This window comes from Alteribacillus sp. HJP-4, from assembly GCF_042139015.1.
Classification (GTDB): domain Bacteria; phylum Bacillota; class Bacilli; order Bacillales; family Marinococcaceae; genus JBHIKY01.
This window is the reverse complement of sequence record NZ_JBHIKY010000001.1, coordinates 166,063-182,196: the sequence shown is the minus strand read 5'-3', so window position 1 is coordinate 182,196 and position 16,134 is coordinate 166,063. Positions and strand designations below refer to the sequence as shown.

Sequence of the window (16,134 nt, the reverse complement as noted above, 5' to 3'; positions counted from 1 at the left end):
TTTTTTATATAATTTGAGTAAGGAGCTGGGCATATGGCAATGGTTGAATCTTTGCAGGAGGCGATAGATTACATGGAAGCACATTTACTGGATCATATCACAATGGAAGATATATCCAAACAAGCCCATGTATCTCCTTTTCACTTTCAACGAACATTTATGATTCTGACTGATGTATCCGTTGGAGAATATCTTCGCCGCCGCCGTCTCACACTAGCAGCACAAGAGTTATCCAACACAGACGGCAAAATAGTTGACCTTGCCTATAAATATGGCTACGACTCTCCTGAAGCTTTTTCAAAAGCTTTTCGAAAACAACATGGGGTCAGTCCGAGGGCAGCTCGAAAAGGGATTGGGAAGCTTCAATCTTATAACCGCCTGTCCATACAGGTGAATTTGAAAGGGGCCGAACCGATGAAATATCAGATTGTGGAAAGAGATGCTTTTCAAGTCGTGGGTCTCAAAAGAGAATGTCCATGTGGAACAAATGGTGACGTCGATGGTATACCTGAATTTTGGGGTGAAGTCAACGCAAATGGAACTGTCGACAGGCTGAGTCAATTAATAAATAGTGACATTAAAGGTTTATTAGGGATCACGGATAACTATGATGAGGAGAATAACTCGATTGATTACTGGATTGCAGCAGAGCATATGGGACAAGGTCCCAGCGATTTATCAAGCCTGGAATTTCCCAAATCCAAATGGGTGGTTTTTGAAGTGCACGGATCTGCACCAACTGCCATGCCTGAAGCGTGGAAACAAATTTATACCGAGTGGATTCCGTCCAATGGGTATGAAGTGACTGACATACCAGCCGTAGAAGCCTATACCGATTCTGATCCCTATAGACCCGATGCATTGAATCAAATTTGGCTTGCCGTAAAATAAGATTTTTCTTGAGAAAAGGAGGCAATACGTATGGCGCCCTCAAAAAAAACTTTAAGGATATGTGACAAAGGACACAAATACTATAAGAGTAGTGACTGTCCAACCTGTCCGAAGTGTGAACAGGAAAAGAAACCGGATACTGGATTTCTTTCACTACTTTCAAGTCCTGCCAGATCCGCACTGGAGCATGAAGGAATTACATCTTTACAAAAGCTATCAGCCTATACTGAACGGGAGATATTACAACTTCACGGAATGGGGCCGCGTTCGATGCCTATACTCAGAAACGAGCTGCAGTCACAGGGGCTGGCATTCAATACTGGGAAAAATGCTGATACAAAAGTGAACCCTAAATAGGAAAGTTTGCGTGGGTGACCATTAACCGGTTTGAATCATGTGAATACGAGGAGTGCATGGCGCTGTATGAAACAGCGTCTTTTTATTGTCTTTTGATCTTATTTTGCAGGGAACACAAGCTTTATTAAGAAAAGAGCTCAGGCTGCTGCTTCTTCCTTCTAAAATCAATTGAAACGTAGTGCCCGATTTGTCAGTATAATATAGTAAAAGGGGAAGGAGGAGAGGTAATGTTTGCTGGGGATTCACCGTATCCTTTTGAAATGTTTTCGCCCAGTCATTGGGTCGCTGTCGGCATTGTGCTCCTTATCTCCGCCTTTTTAATTTACTTCCGCCGCGTCATCCGCAGTAATCCAATTTTGCAGAAGCTGCTGCGGCGCAGTCTGTTGTTTCTTCTTATCGCCACGGAGAGTACATACCACAGCAGAGCGATTCTTACAGGGGAGTGGAACCGTGTAGATCACCTCCCGCTCGAGCTCTGTTCGTTAAGCACTTTTATGGCAATTATTCTATTATGTACGGACAATCAAAAATTGTTTCGGATTTTTTACTTTTTGGGCCTGTTTCCAGCGGTCGTGGCCATCGCGACCCCGGTGTTGTTTAATGGATTTCCGCATATTGAATATTTCCGGTTCTTTTCGCAGCACCTTGCCATCGTGTGTACCGTATTGTTTTTTATTTTCGTGAAAAATTACCGGCCGAGGCTGCGAAGTGTCTTTTTTTCATTTCTCTGCCTGAACATTATTTCTGTTTTTATTATTCTTCTGAATGTACGGCTCGACGCTAATTATATGTTCTTAAACCGTCCTCCCGCTGCAAGTGAATACTATGTGTGGAGTACAGAGCAGCCGTATTATCTACTGAACCTCGAGGTAGTGGTGTTCGCTGTCTTTCTGCTTTCTTATGTCCCGTTTGCATTGAGAAAAAGAAACAGAGAGCGGGAGGGGCAGGTAAATGTGTGAACGGTATTCGAAGGCTCTGTGGACGTGGTGGGGGCATTGGGGGGCGCTAAAATGGCAGCGGCAAGCTATGTAGGAGCCAGCAATACTACAATTCACGTATTCGAAAGAAGTGAAAGTTGATAAATCAACATTGTATAAAATAATGAATATACGATAAAAAGACACAAAAAGCGAATCTTATAAGAAATATAAGAAATTCGCTTATTTGTTACTTCCTGAAAGAACGCTATATTAACTAGTTATCCCAACAATCACTTTTCTTCTTTTGATCTTTACAACAGATACAGAACGTTTTTTGAATAAATGTATCAAGTACTTATGAAAAAATTATATATAAAGAATAAAAAGTGGGAGTTACTTGAATTATTCACAGACGAAATAAAATGGGGCTGTATCATAACTGATACTCGCCCCTTTTGCATGGTAAAAAAAAGCAGTGGACAAGTCCTTCGCTTTCCGTGGGCAGCGCTTCAGCTAACCGGGCGAAACCCGCGCCCGGCGGATCTTCAGCCGCTGCTCTTCCCACAGGAGTCTCGGACTTGTCCCCTGCTATCTTCTATTTAGGATACTACTTTTTCTATAAAAAGGGGCTTTTGCTACAGCCCCTCGCTTGTTGAAGGTTCCCTCTAAATCGTTTCTTATTCAACCAGCTGTCTCGCTTCCATAAATAACGCCTGAATAAACTTTTTCATATGAATGCGGCTCGGTTTGTTTGCATTTTTGTTTTTGCCCTCTAACTCTAGCATTTTCTTGCGGACTTCTGTGAAATCAAAAAATGTGGAAGAATAGGCTTCAAATTTTGGATTCATATAATCTGTTAATCCTAAGGAAGCGATATGAACAAGCGCCTGGTAAAGAGCACGACGAACTCGCTGTTCAGAAGCTTTCATTTCTTTTTTGATTTCTGTCTCTTTTGCTTGATTTCCCAATTTTTCAGCAGCGATTTCTGCAAACAGCTTTTTTAAAGATGGGAATGTATAGGATGAACCGAGTCGTTTCTTTTCCTTTTGGAGGAACTCTAAAATTCTAAGTAAATCATCGCTTCCCCCTTCCCCAAACATGCCTAAATCGGAAAGTAGAGAACGACCGGTTTCTTTTATATTTATTGCATGAGAGGAGGATACGAACGGAGGCTGCGAGTGGCCTGTACATACGTTCAACGATTCTCGAATGCGCCAAATCGATTGTTCCAACAGCACCCGCTCGTTTACTTTTTTTAATATCCCTGTAATTTCTTGATGATTCAACGGTTTTGTAATGTAGTATTCCGCCCCTAAACGATACGCCTCACCAATCAGTTCCTTCGTTTCTACTTGCGAAATCATCACAAACCTTCCTTGTATTTTATCAGCCAGAGCACGTATTGTTTCAATGCCGTCCCTTCCAGGCATGAGTAAATCTATTAAGACCACGTCTGCTTTTTTTAATGCTAATAGGCCTTTATCCACTAACGCCCCGTCCTCGGCTTCTCCTACCACGTTTCCAAGATCTTCGTCTTCAATCATATCCGTCAGCATTGCTCGAATAGCTGCGTCATCATCTATGATGAAATAATTCATCATGCTAATTCCTTCTCTATCATTTTATTTATTGGTATTTTTACGATGAACATGGTTTCTTTATGATTATTCATAAGCCTGAGTTGTCCTCCCAATTTTTCCACCGTATGTTTTACAAACGATAGACCGATACCCGTTGAAGGGTTTCCCGTCCTATCATATTTCGTGGTAAAGCCTTCTGTAAAAATGACTTCCTTCAGCCTAGGTGCAATGCCCGGGCCATCATCACTGACGCAGAATTCTACAAATAGATCTTTTCTTTTTACATGCAGCGATACGGATCCATCTTCTTTCATGGCTTCTACAGCATTGGCCAACAAATTATTAATTAACGATAATACCAAATAAACATGGTACGGCGGATGGTCTCCATCAACATATAACGAAAAGGAAATCTGTTTACGCAGGGACTCTGCATAGCGCCTATTGGACACCATTATGATGTTACATAGCTGTTCGATATTCATGTATTCCTTCATGTTTTCGGTAGATATGAGTTCCGTCAAACCCGAATGAATCCGCTGGTTATCTTTTTTGATTTCATGCACGAGTCCGGCAATTTGCAGTGCCGTTTGCGCATGAGAGCTGTTGGTCTCCACGGAGTGTAACCGACGATAAAAATCATAACAGAGGCGGGTTATTTCTTCTGCATTTTGCATCGATTTCTTCAATTGAACTGATTCTTCATACAAGTTTGAAATATAAAGCAGCATTTGCTCCTTTTGCCTTCTCTGCTCTTCTTCTGCGAGTTTTGCTTCTCTTAGCTTGAAAATATTAAAAAAGCCGAGAACGAAAAAGCTTCGAATAAAGGCTATGATTATCAGTTTTTCCGTGACTACCCAAGAAATGTCCTGATTTGATAGAAAAAAACGGACCGTCATTTCCGAAACGCTGGCAAAAAGTTCAATTATGACCCCTAACAGTCCAATCATAAACGGCTGGTCGTGCCGTTCGTTTAATTTCAATAGATGAAATACAAAGGCGTAAATAACGTAATAAAAAAGAGCTGGGACATGAAGATACATTGCTTCCTCAACAGGTATATAATGTATCCAAACAGCAGGAAAAAAACGGAAAACAAACACACTCATCCCAGTTAAAATACCTGTAATAAACGGATGAATCCCCTTTCCCCACAGCAAAAACAAGAAAAATACCGGAGTGCCCAAACTGACTCTGAAAGTATCGTCAAATGGATAAAACTTTAATTCTCCTGCTAGAGGCACCGCAATCATTATTATTAACAATATACTGAATCGTTTTTTCAATCCGCCCCCCCTCCCCAGTTCACTCCCTATAAACATAACAAATTGAACACAGGAGGAAAGAGTTTTGCTTGAGAATTTTTAATTTTTCCATTTTCTTTTGTAGGTTTTAGTAGGGATTCGTAGGGCCGATTATACAATCAAAATAATCGAAGAATGAACAAGAGGAGGAACCATTATGGCAGTCATCAACATAAATGAAAGCGTTCGCATTGAAAAAGATTTTTTAGGATCAAAAGAAGTACCTAAAGAGGCTTATTATGGTATCCAAACCATACGTGCAGTCGAAAATTTCCCGATAACCGGCTATCGAATTCATGAAGACTTAATTAAAGCTTTGACGATGGTGAAAAAAGCAGCTGCGTTAGCAAACATGGACACGCACCGTTTATATAAAGGTTTTGAGAGAGCAATCATTCAAGCAGCGGACGAAGTGATTGAAGGCAAATGGCATGATCATTTTATCGTGGATCCTATCCAGGGCGGTGCCGGCACTTCCATAAACATGAACACGAACGAGGTGATTGCTAACCGTGCACTGGAATTGCTTGGCAAAGATAAAGGGGACTATGTTCATTTGAGTCCAAATAGCCATGTGAACATGTCTCAGTCAACCAACGATGTCTTCCCGACAGCGATTCATATCGCTACTCTTCAATTGCTCGAAAAGCTTTTACATACGATGCAATATATGCTCGGTTTCTTTAAGGAAAAGGCAGAACAATTCGATCATGTGATTAAAATGGGAAGGACTCATCTTCAGGATGCTGTGCCCATCCGTCTAGGTCAAGAGTTTGAAGCATATAGTCGTTCTGTACAGCGTGACATTACACGCATTCACCAATCACGCCAGCATTTATATGAAATTAACATGGGAGCAACAGCGGTCGGAACGGGATTAAATGCAGACCCTCGATACATCAAAAGTGTCGTTCAGCATTTGGCGGATATTAGCGGGTTTCCGCTTGTTGGGGCGGACCATCTTGTAGATGCGACACAAAATACTGATGCTTATACAGAAGTCTCCGCGGCGTTGAAAGTTTGTATGATGAATATGTCTAAAATCGCGAATGACCTTCGTTTAATGGCCTCCGGTCCTCGAGCGGGCCTTGCTGAAATTAGTTTGCCTTCCCGTCAGCCAGGATCCTCTATTATGCCGGGAAAAGTCAATCCGGTAATGCCGGAAATGATTAATCAAGTAGCGTTCCAAGTTATTGGCAATGACCATACCATTTGCTTGGCATCTGAAGCGGGTCAGCTTGAATTGAACGTGATGGAACCTGTACTTGTGTTTAACTTGCTGCAATCCATCAGCATCATGAACAATGCCTTCAGGACTTTCACTGACAACTGTCTGGCAGGTATTGAAGCAAATGAAAATCGTTTAAAAGATTATGTAGAAAATAGTGTAGGTATCATTACAGCTGTGAATCCTCATATTGGATATGAAGTGGCAGCACGCATTGCACGAGAAGCCATTTTAAAAGGAAACTCTGTTCGTGATATATGTCTGCATTACGGAGTGTTATCAGAAGAAGAACTGAATCTTGTTTTAAATCCTTATGAGATGACAAACCCAGGAATTTCTGGGGCAGAGCTTTTTGATAGAACGTAATTCACTTACAGAATTAGGTGGAATAAAGGAAAGTTGCTTTGCGAATGGCTAGTTGGAACGCAGCACCCTAAGTGATTTCGCTCGTTGTTCATAAACTGAAATCGTTGATACCTGGACTTTACACGTGGCTTGTAACAGAGAGGAGCTAAGAAAACATTGCATAATTTAACAAAAAAGATACTGATTGCCCTTTTTTTGGGTATTGTCGCAGGCATTGTTTTAAATTTCGTATCTAATAACATTTATAATACGCTTAATAACTTTGTTCTCGAACCTGTGGGTCATCTTTTCTTGAATTTGATTAAAATGCTCGTAGTACCTATCGTATTTATTTCGATTTCACTCGGTACAGCGAGTTTAAAAGACCCGGTTCAGTTAGGCCGGATTGGTGGAAAAACGATTGCTTTTTATCTAAGCACCACCGCTATTGCTCTCGTGATTGGTCTATTGCTGGCGTACGTGATTCAACCGGGAGAAGAGGGGATATTTAATACCGATAGTGCCACCTACAAAGCAGGGGAAGCGCCATCCATAAAAGATAATCTTCTGGGCATCATTCCAGATAATCCGATCAGCGCGATGGCGGACGCGAACATGTTACAGATCATTGCAGTAGCCGTATTCCTTGGTATCGCCCTGGCAAAACTTGGGGATAAAACAGCAGGACTTCATAAGATGCTTGAGCAGGGAAACGATGTAATGATGTTTCTAGTAAATGTAGTTATGTATACAGCACCGTATGGTGCCTTTGCCTTGATTGCTTCTGCGCTTGGTGAAGCAGGGATGAGAGGTATTCAGTCGATGCTTATGTATATGCTCACCATTATTGCCGGGTTACTTTTACATGCTGGAATAACGTATAGCATTGCCATTAAAGGTCTTGGAAAAGCGAGTCCTATTACGTTTTATAAAAACTTTTTCCCAGCTATGATGGTCGCTTTTAGTACATCCAGTTCGAGTGGAACGTTGCCCATTTCAATGAGAACCGCTCAGGAACGGCTTGGTATAAGCAAGTCAGTCAGCAGTTTTGTGCAGCCTCTTGGAGCCACAATTAATATGGATGGAACTGCAATCATGCAGGCTGTAGCGACAATATTTATTGCTCAGGTGTACGGTGAAACGCTGGGCTTTTCTCAGTTAATGATGGTGGTGCTGACAGCTACTCTAGCGAGTATAGGAACTGCAGGCGTTCCAGGTGTAGGTTTAATTATGCTCTCGATGGTACTTCAGCAAGTAGGTCTTCCCGTTGAAGGAATTGCCTTAATTCTTGGGGTAGACCGGTTACTAGATATGTTGCGTACTGCTCTCAATATAACGGGAGATGCGACTTGTGCTTACATTATTGATCGCTCTGAACAAAAGAAAGAGAACCAAATCGACCAAAAAAGTATGGAGACCAAAGGGTATCTTTAGCCAAACATATTACAATGTTAAGATAAATGATCTATGAAATATGAACTTGTGCCCTGGAAAAACATAACGAAGGAAAATTAAGGTACCACCAGATTGATTAGCGCAATTCAACTATCTTGAATTGCGCCTATTTGCTGCGCTAAAACTCCAATCGATCTAGTCTGGCCATGCTACTACTAAGGGTTGTAAAGCTCATCCCCTCATTGAATTTACACCACTCTCTGCAAATGAATTCATCAAGTAGAATAAGCACCTATGTTTTTAAATACCTCCTCTTAATAAATGTTCTCGTTAAGCGTAAAAAATTTTGTAAATTCGATATTTTATGATATTATAGTCAAAAATGTTCTCGTTAAGCGTACTTTTGTATTTGTTAATACATAATTACTAATTTGGAGGGGTTTCTTTGAGTAATGAAAGGTTGCCGTCAATTTTTGAAGTGTGTATCGTGTTGCTTGCATTTTTAGCTATAGTTTTTTCTTTTACCGCCATTTTTAACTTGCCTATTCAACTTGCGTTGTTTGTTGCCTGGTTTTTGATAATATTGCTTGGTTTGAGACTGGGTTTTAACTATGAATATTTGCAAACCTCAATTATGAAAGGGATTTCTAATGGCTTGGAAGCTGTAATCATTCTAATGGCCGTCGGAGCACTTATTGGTACATGGATTGCTGGGGGGATTGTCCCAACGATTATATATTATGGATTAGATTTCATCCATCCATCCATCTTCTTATTGGCAACCCTGATTATTTGTGCCTTGACTTCCCTCTCTACTGGAACCTCTTGGGGAACAGTGGGAACGGCTGGTATTGCGATGATGGGGATCGGTGAAGGTCTCGGTCTCCCTCTTCCTCTAGTAGCAGGAGCTGTATTATCCGGTGCTTATTTTGGAGATAAATTATCACCGTTATCAGACAGCACTATCCTTGCCGCTTCAATGTCTAAGGTAAATGTGATCTCACACGTGAAATCTATGTTGTATTTGGATATACCAGCATTTATCCTAACAGCCCTGCTCTTCACAATTACTGGATTCAGTTATAGTAGGGGAAATGTAGACTTAGATAGAGTTCAAACTATAATGACTGCCTTAAACAAAACATTTCATATCAGCCCCCTTATGCTAGTACCTGCCCTAATTGTAATAGGATTATTAGTTTTGAAAAAACCTTCCATCCCAACTATTTCATTAGGAGCGTTAGTAGGAGTGGTTTGGGCTGCATTATTCCAGGACTTATCTTTCCTTAATGCGCTTGAAACAGCCTACAATGGGTTTAGCATAGATTCAGATTCAAAATTTATTGACAATTTACTAAACAGGGGGGGGATAAGCGGGATGCTAGACTCCATTGTTGTCGTTATTCTTGGCCTTGGTTTAGGAGGTTTGCTTGAAAAAATTGGGGTTTTAACGGTCATCATGAATGCTTTTGTAAATAAAATTAATAATGCAGGTAGTTTATCAACTTCTACGGTTTTTGTTGGGCTGTTCTCAAACATTTTCGGATGTGCGATGTACGTATCGTTAATTTTAACGCCTAAACTTATGGAATCCAGCTATGACAGAATGCATATTGATCGAAGAGTTTTGTCTCGTAATACTGAAGTAGGGGGGACGATGACATCGGGAATGGTTCCCTGGTCAGATAATGGAATCTTTATGGCAGGAGTCTTGGGTGTTTCCACATTATCTTATCTTCCGTTCATGTGGATGAGTTTTATTTCTATAGCTCTAGTCATCATATACGGTTATACAGGTAAATTCATTTGGTATACGAGCTCCCATCAGAAGAATACAGATTCAGACCAAGAAAGTCACAATTCTAATTAAATACTAGATATATTTAATACTTTTATATTAAACGAAAGGGTGCAAACGATGAAAAAAATACTTCTCATTGGTACAGGAGGAACAATAGCATCAATTCAGAGTGATAAGGGACTTACCCCTGGAATAAGCCCGGAGGAAATGGTGAGTACATTCGCGAGTCGATTTAACTGCGAGGTGGATTCCAAAGTATCCTTAAACCTTGATAGTACAAACATTTATCCAAATCATTGGATTGAAATCGCAACGATGATTCACAACTATTACGATGAGTATGATGGTTTTGTTATTACCCATGGTACAGATACAATGGCTTATACCGCAGCTGCACTACATTCGATGTTAATAAACTTGGACAAGCCTGTAGTTTTGACGGGATCCCAGATTCCGCTCTCCTTCAAACATTCCGATGGAGAAAAAAACCTTATAGATACTGTTCATTTTGCTTCTGAGGGGATGGCGGGGGTATATATTGTCTTTAACAGCCTAGTAATTAAAGGTACAAGAGCCGTAAAGTTGAGAACACGCAGCAATCATGCTTTTGAAAGCGTAAACTATCCTTATGTGGCTGAAGTGGAGAAATCTGTTATTAAATATCACACTAATCGAGGTGAACCAAAAGAAGATAAGAACCTTGTATTGAAAACTAGTTTATGCCCGCATGTATTTGTTCTAAAACTTTATCCTGGAATTAATAAAGAAATTTTTCAGTTTATCGCTGATCATTATAAAGGAGTCATTATAGAATGTTTTGGGAGTGGCGGAATTCCTTTCTCTGAAGTGAATGTAGCTGAAGAAGTCAGAAAGTTAATAAAGTTGGGGGTGGTTGTTGTTCTAACTACTCAATGTCTTGAAGAAGGTATTGATATAGATCTCTATGAAGTAGGTCGAAAGGTAGACAGAGATAAAGTTGTGATCTCAAACGATATGAATACAGAAGCGCTCTTACCAAAGTTAATGATAGCTCTAGGGAAATGTAAGACGATACAAGAAGTTGTTTATCAAATAAACCGGGAGATTGAAGAAGAAAGTATGGAATATCAATTTTGATTATGATTGGCCATCCCATACTAATTCCCTTTTTGTAATTCTCTTTTTGTACGAACAAATACAATAAAATCATTCAATTCATCATTAGTCAAGTGCTTATTGTCGAGAAGTATGTTCCAGTTCCAATTCTCAATTTGCTCATTTAATTCAATAGTTGTTTTCTGTAGGGGAGATCGGCTGTCATCATTACGATACAATAAGTAATCAATGGACGTGTCCATAATATCGGCTAATTTAATCAGTGAGTCTAACGATGGTTGTCGGTAGCCGGACTCATACCCTGCATACGTACTTTTGGCAATTCCTAATTGATCTGCCGTTTCTTGAAGCGTCCATTTTTTTCTCTCTTTTCGGAGTGCAGCAAGTCTAGTTAATTTCATCTAATAATCCCCCCATCAAATAGTATAGCTTATATGAGGTATAGACCAAAACCTTTAACAAATCTTGTCTATGGTAAGCTGGTTATAATTAAGTAAAAGTTTCCGACTGACATTTCTTATTTAAAAGGTGATGCTCTAATGAAAAAAATTCTTTTATTATCAACAGGTGGTACGATTGGTAGTGTACAAACTGATGAGGGGCTCATTCCTGGCATCCCTATACAAGAGGTGAGCCGTTTTTTGTCAGTAGATGAAAGCAAGATCCAAATCAGTACTGAAACGGTCTTAAATATTGACAGTACCAATATGCAGCCAGAACACTGGGTCAAAATTGCAAAAGCTGTTTATGAGAATTATTCCCAATATGACGGTTTTGTAATAACACATGGTACGGACACCTTATCCTATACATCAGCCGCATTATCATATATGTTACATAACTTACAGAAAACGGTTGTTGTCACCGGATCTATTCAGCCGATTGATGCAAAGAAAACAGATGGGATAAAAAATTTAGGGGACGCAGTTACGTTTGCAAGCGAAGGTACATTTGGTGTATTTGTAGTATTTGGCGGGCGTGTGATTGCGGGCACAAGAGCTGTGAAGATGAGGACGGAAAGTTACGATGCTTTTGAAAGTGTGAATTATCCCTATATTGCTTATATTGAAGAGCAAGAAATAACCTATAACATGAGTGTGTCTAAAAAGGTTATGGGAGAGTTTAAGTTAGACGCAGAGCTATGTCCAGACGTTTATTTGTTTAAATTATTTCCTGGAGCCAAACCAGAAATGTTAGAGAGCATAAGAGGTCAATTTAATGGGTTAATTATAGAAACGTTCGGGAGTGGAGGACTTCCTTTCTTAGAGAGAAATTTTTTTGAAACTGTTGAGAAATTAATCAATGAAGGTACGATTGTGGTCATAACGACACAGTGTCTGGAAGAAGGTGCTGATTTAACTCTTTATAAAGTAGGGAGAATTATCGACCAAAGTAAGATTATTTTATCTAATGATATGAATACGGAAGCTCTCCTGCCCAAACTAATGTGGGCAATGGGAAAAACCTCAAATGTGGCTCGCGTGAAAAAAATAGTAGAAAGTGAACTCGTGTAAAGAGTCATCAAAAATATTTAATCAAACAGAACTGCTCAGTTTTTTGGAAGGTGGTAGAAGGAAGGAAAAGAATACTACCCGCTTGTTGATCGGTAACCATATAATATGAGCAGGTTTTATTAGTATTATGCTGTTATAATATTGCCACGGTAATGGTGCCGTGGTGATTTTCTTGAATCTTCAGTTTCGAGCTTATTACCGCCGCAGCAACCACCAAACCTTACCCCGCAGCCTACGACCATTTTCGTAGAAAAAGATACGAGCGAAGCAGGATTTCATGTTTTCAGAAAAGAAGCACAATAATAGTAATTGGTTCTTAAAAGGAGGCACAACATGGGATCCTGGGTAAACGTTGGTTCAATGAAACAAATCAAGGAAGAGAAGGCAAAAGTGGTGAAGGGCAGCATTGCGGTGTTTTATTATAACGATCAAGTGTATGCCGTAGATAACCGATGTCCGCATATGGGGTTTCCCCTTCATATGGGAAGCCTGTGTAATGGGATATTAACCTGTCATTGGCACCATGCCCGTTTTGATATCAACAGCGGCGGCACGCTCGATCCATGGGCGGATGATGTAAAGACTTATGAGGTGCTCGTTGAAGAGGGGGAGGTGTGGGTCAATACGAAGAAGCCGGATCTTAATCTCATAACTGAATACAAAAGTCGGCTGCGCAAAGGGCTCGAGCAGAATTTGGATCTTGTCATTGCCAAAGCTGTCGTAGGACTTGTAAAAAACAATGTCCCGCAATACGAAATTGTCGAAATCGGGGTTGATTTTGGCACGACATACCGTGACAGCGGCTGGGGGCCGGGTCTTACTATTTTAACGGCAATGGCTAATATTTTGCCGAAGCTGGATGAGCAGGGGCGGATTCAGGCACTTTATCAAGGAATGGTGCATGTGGCGCGGGACTGCTCGGGCCGACCGCCTCAGCATCTGCTCGGGCCGCTGGCGAGATATGGCGGAGATATCGAGCAATTAAAAGCCTGGTATAGAAATTGTATAGAAGTTCGGGATGCCCAGGGCGCAGAAAGAGTCGTACTCACTGCTGTTGCGAAAGAGATCGATACGAAGGAGCTTTCTCAGATGCTGCTGACGGCAGCGAGTGATCATTTTTATATCGACGGCGGCCATACGCTCGATTTTCACAATAAAGCCTTTGAGGTTCTTCATCTCCTGAATGGAGAAAAGAAGGAGCAGGTCCTTTCCTCTTTACCTCCGTTATTTAGGAATGCGACGCGAAGTGAAGAGCTGCATCAATGGCAGTCGCCTGTGGATCTGGTCACACCTCTGCAGGAAGCCTTTGCCGCCCTGGAAGAGGTGCCGGAATCCGGAAGCACAGACTTTGATGAAGAAGAATTGATGAAATCCCTTCTCAACGATCAGCCGGTTGAAATGATTACACAGCTGACAGATCTATTATATAAGGGAGCAGAGCCCGGGCGGATCGGGCAGGTAATTGCACTCGCTTCCGCTGAAAGAATTGCAAGGTTCCATACTCAAAACGAATTCCGTGATTGGAATACAGTGCTGCATACGTTTACGCATGCACATGCTGTTCATGAAAGCCTCCGGCGCGCTCCGGATAAACAATTGACGCGAGCGCTTTTCCACGGAGCGGCAAGCATTTATTTAGATCATTTTTTAAATATTCCTTCAGCGAAACGGCCGCAGCCTTCGAAGACTCCATCATCTTCACTAGATTCCCAGGAGCTCCTGCAATTGCTTGACAAACAGCAGCAGGTGAATGAGGTAGCACAGTGGGTGGTTGATTTTGTCCATCACGGAGGAAACAAAGAAATACTCTTTAACGTGCTAGGCCATGCTTTAGTACGGGAGGACGCAAACTTCCATTCTTATCAGATGTATGAGGCGGCATGTATGGAATACGACCGCTGGGATAAGGAAGATACCCCCTTTGCAGCCAAGGCAAAAGAAACCATGCTGATCGCGCTGGCGCGGTATTTAGCAGCGCATGCTCCAACTTCAAGAGAAACACCGCATGTCGCTAAAATCGCCTGGAGGCTGCATCTTGGTGAAAAGCTATTTCAGGAAAACTAAGCTGAAGCCAGGTAAATGACGAGGGTAAATCTCTGAAATTAAATCATGGGAGTGTTATGAAATAGGGAGGCAATGTGTGTGAAGGCAGGAATTAGTTCGTATAGTTTATTTCAGGCGATGCAGGCAGGGGAAATGACTATCCTTGATGTTGTCGATTATGTAGCGGATACTGGGGCTGATCATATTGAAATTGTTCCGGTTGGTTTTGATCTGCTCGAAGACCCTTCGCTTGTGGAGAAGATTGCTTGCAGGGCACAAGCACGAGGGCTGGAAATTTCTAATTATGCGGTTGGCGCCAACTTCGTTCAAGATTCAGAAGAAGCCTGCCGCGCGGAAATTGAGACAGTGAAAAAGCAAGTAGATACAGCAGTTCAGCTCGGGGCCGCAAGGGTGCGTCATGATGTGGCTTCACGTAAGCCCGAGGAAACAACTTACGCTTTTTTTGAAGAGGATCTGCCAAAGCTGGTGTCGGCCTGTCGGGAAATCGCCGATTATGCGAGCCAGTACGACATCATTACAAGTATAGAAAATCACGGTTTTTACGTACAGGCAAGCGAACGCGTGCAGCGTATCGTCCATGCGGTGAATCGGGATAATTTTAAAACGACTCTTGATATCGGGAACTTTCTCTGTGTGGATGAGGACCCAGTCGCTGCAGTGGCAAACAATCTGCCTTACGCATCGATGGTCCACTTTAAAGATTTTTACTGCCGCGATGCATCCTTACCTGTTAAAGAAGGCTGGACCAGGACAGCAAACGGCCGGTACCTGCGCGGGGCTATTGTTGGTCATGGAGATGTCGCCATCTCAGAAATCGCAGCGCTTATCCAGGAAGCCGGCTACGAGGGCTATGTGTCGGTTGAATTTGAAGGGATGGAAGACTGTCGCAAAGGCGCAAAACTCGGGCTGGATACGATTAAACAACTTTGGAAAGAGCGGATCAAATAAGCGAACATTACAAGCTCCCCCGTTAAACAACGGGGGATTCACCATAACAAGGTTATTCAGCAGTTACTTCACTTTCAGTTACCCACTTATGGTTGCTTATTTCCTCTCCTCCGTTTGTCGGAGTGAAATCCACCATATATACCGTCGTTTCTTCGGCAGAATCAATTTCTGCTTCAGCCCCTTCCATTCCTTCCATATGGTCCGCATCTAAGTTGACTTCTGTGCCGGGCTCAAGTGCTTCTTCTCCCGCTTCTTCTATTTCTTCATGAATCACCCATTTATGATCGCTTACTTCCTCTCCTCCGTCTGTTGGAGTGTAGGAAACGGTATAAGCCACAGTATCAAACGCGCCGGCGATCGTTGCTTTTGCATCCATCATTCCTTCCATGTGATCCGCTTCAAGAATCACGTTGCTTCCTTCGTCATAAGCAGGGTCTTCGGCTTCTATTAAATCGTCAGGTACTTCTCCCGAACTGGAATGATCCATTCCTTCATGGTCCATTTCCTCCTCTTCTCCGGATTCGGTTTCCATGTTCATGTCCTCATCATGATTCATTTCTTCGTCATCCGTCCCGCAGGCGGCTAATACGAATGTGAAGAAGATAGAAAATATAATCTTTGCCATTTTAGATTCTCCTCTCTTTTTTACTCCATTTTCAGCGTACCCGTAAAATATAGAGAAATTATGGAGA

At 41.7% G+C, this 16,134-nt stretch carries 14 protein-coding genes; 10 read left to right on the top strand and 4 right to left on the bottom strand.

Annotation, left to right across the window (positions count from 1 at the left end):
- Positions 1-33 precede the first annotated feature (33 nt).
- The 3 genes from ACE4RR_RS00805 to ACE4RR_RS00795 all read left to right on the top strand — a co-directional run bounded on the left by ACE4RR_RS00805 (position 34) and on the right by ACE4RR_RS00795 (position 2,207).
- A complete protein-coding gene (locus ACE4RR_RS00805) occupies positions 34-891 on the top strand; it encodes an AraC family transcriptional regulator (protein WP_375533489.1) in 858 nt (285 codons plus the stop codon).
- 30 nt (positions 892-921) lie between these two features.
- Positions 922-1,248 (top strand): RNA polymerase alpha subunit C-terminal domain-containing protein, encoded by a 327-nt coding sequence (locus ACE4RR_RS00800; protein ID WP_375533488.1) that lies wholly within the window; start codon positions 922-924, stop codon positions 1,246-1,248.
- 227 nt (positions 1,249-1,475) lie between these two features.
- A complete protein-coding gene (locus tag ACE4RR_RS00795; protein ID WP_375533487.1) occupies positions 1,476-2,207 on the top strand; it encodes a YwaF family protein in 732 nt (243 codons plus the stop codon).
- A gap of 638 nt (positions 2,208-2,845) precedes the next feature.
- On the opposite strand, the gene ACE4RR_RS00790 is transcribed toward ACE4RR_RS00795, so the two are convergent.
- Together ACE4RR_RS00790 and ACE4RR_RS00785 are read right to left on the bottom strand one after the other, a co-directional pair.
- Entirely contained in the window at positions 2,846-3,766 is a 921-nt protein-coding gene (locus ACE4RR_RS00790) for a response regulator (RefSeq protein ID WP_375533611.1), read from the bottom strand.
- Positions 3,766-5,034: a sensor histidine kinase gene (locus ACE4RR_RS00785; protein ID WP_375533486.1), complete on the bottom strand. Its 1,269-nt coding sequence runs from the start codon at positions 5,032-5,034 to the stop codon at positions 3,766-3,768. The genes ACE4RR_RS00790 and ACE4RR_RS00785 overlap by 1 nt, the downstream gene beginning before the upstream one ends.
- 175 nt (positions 5,035-5,209) lie before the next feature.
- On the opposite strand from ACE4RR_RS00785, the gene aspA reads away from it, so the two are divergent.
- The 4 genes from aspA (at position 5,210) to ACE4RR_RS00765 (ending at position 10,937) form a co-directional block, all read left to right on the top strand.
- A complete protein-coding gene (gene aspA / locus ACE4RR_RS00780) occupies positions 5,210-6,646 on the top strand; it encodes an aspartate ammonia-lyase (protein WP_375533485.1) in 1,437 nt (478 codons plus the stop codon).
- Between the two features lie 156 nt (positions 6,647-6,802).
- Positions 6,803-8,059: a dicarboxylate/amino acid:cation symporter gene (locus tag ACE4RR_RS00775; RefSeq protein WP_375533484.1), complete on the top strand. Its 1,257-nt coding sequence runs from the start codon at positions 6,803-6,805 to the stop codon at positions 8,057-8,059.
- A gap of 406 nt (positions 8,060-8,465) precedes the next feature.
- A complete protein-coding gene (gene nhaC, locus ACE4RR_RS00770) occupies positions 8,466-9,890 on the top strand; it encodes a Na+/H+ antiporter NhaC (RefSeq protein WP_375533483.1) in 1,425 nt (474 codons plus the stop codon).
- Between the two features lie 48 nt (positions 9,891-9,938).
- A complete protein-coding gene (locus ACE4RR_RS00765; RefSeq protein WP_375533482.1) occupies positions 9,939-10,937 on the top strand; it encodes an asparaginase in 999 nt (332 codons plus the stop codon).
- 20 nt (positions 10,938-10,957) lie between these two features.
- Here ACE4RR_RS00765 and ACE4RR_RS00760 read toward each other — a convergent pair whose 3' ends face one another.
- The gene (locus ACE4RR_RS00760) at positions 10,958-11,317 is read right to left on the bottom strand and encodes a helix-turn-helix domain-containing protein (RefSeq protein WP_375533481.1); all 360 of its coding nucleotides are present in this window, start codon (positions 11,315-11,317) and stop codon (positions 10,958-10,960) included.
- Positions 11,318-11,455: 138 nt separating this feature from the next.
- Between ACE4RR_RS00760 and ACE4RR_RS00755 the strand changes: the two genes are divergently transcribed.
- The 3 genes from ACE4RR_RS00755 (at position 11,456) to ACE4RR_RS00745 (ending at position 15,442) form a co-directional block, all read left to right on the top strand.
- Positions 11,456-12,430, top strand: coding sequence for an asparaginase (locus ACE4RR_RS00755; RefSeq protein WP_375533480.1), 975 nt, complete (start codon positions 11,456-11,458; stop codon positions 12,428-12,430).
- 333 nt (positions 12,431-12,763) lie between these two features.
- Entirely contained in the window at positions 12,764-14,494 is a 1,731-nt protein-coding gene (locus ACE4RR_RS00750) for a Rieske (2Fe-2S) protein (protein WP_375533479.1), read from the top strand.
- Positions 14,495-14,572: 78 nt separating this feature from the next.
- Positions 14,573-15,442, top strand: a complete 870-nt coding sequence (locus tag ACE4RR_RS00745) for a sugar phosphate isomerase/epimerase family protein (protein ID WP_375533478.1) — start codon at positions 14,573-14,575, stop codon at positions 15,440-15,442.
- A 52-nt stretch (positions 15,443-15,494) separates the two neighbouring features.
- On the opposite strand, the gene ACE4RR_RS00740 is transcribed toward ACE4RR_RS00745, so the two are convergent.
- Positions 15,495-16,067 (bottom strand): YdhK family protein, encoded by a 573-nt coding sequence (locus tag ACE4RR_RS00740; protein ID WP_375533477.1) that lies wholly within the window; start codon positions 16,065-16,067, stop codon positions 15,495-15,497.
- Positions 16,068-16,134: the final 67 nt, after the last annotated feature.

Bases quoted from the DNA above. Each gene is read 5' to 3' on its own strand.
- ACE4RR_RS00750 (WP_375533479.1), top strand. From the start codon at position 12,764: ATGGGATCCTGGGTAAACGTTGGTTCAATGAAACAAATCAAGGAAGAG.
- ACE4RR_RS00755 (WP_375533480.1), top strand. From the start codon at position 11,456: ATGAAAAAAATTCTTTTATTATCAACAGGTGGTACGATTGGTAGTGTA.
- ACE4RR_RS00800 (WP_375533488.1), top strand. From the start codon at position 922: ATGGCGCCCTCAAAAAAAACTTTAAGGATATGTGACAAAGGACACAAA.
- ACE4RR_RS00795 (WP_375533487.1), top strand. From the start codon at position 1,476: ATGTTTGCTGGGGATTCACCGTATCCTTTTGAAATGTTTTCGCCCAGT.
- ACE4RR_RS00805 (WP_375533489.1), top strand. From the start codon at position 34: ATGGCAATGGTTGAATCTTTGCAGGAGGCGATAGATTACATGGAAGCA.
- ACE4RR_RS00760 (WP_375533481.1), bottom strand. From the start codon at position 11,317: ATGAAATTAACTAGACTTGCTGCACTCCGAAAAGAGAGAAAAAAATGG.
- ACE4RR_RS00790 (WP_375533611.1), bottom strand. From the start codon at position 3,766: ATGAATTATTTCATCATAGATGATGACGCAGCTATTCGAGCAATGCTG.
- ACE4RR_RS00740 (WP_375533477.1), bottom strand. From the start codon at position 16,067: ATGGCAAAGATTATATTTTCTATCTTCTTCACATTCGTATTAGCCGCC.
- ACE4RR_RS00765 (WP_375533482.1), top strand. From the start codon at position 9,939: ATGAAAAAAATACTTCTCATTGGTACAGGAGGAACAATAGCATCAATT.
- aspA (WP_375533485.1), top strand. From the start codon at position 5,210: ATGGCAGTCATCAACATAAATGAAAGCGTTCGCATTGAAAAAGATTTT.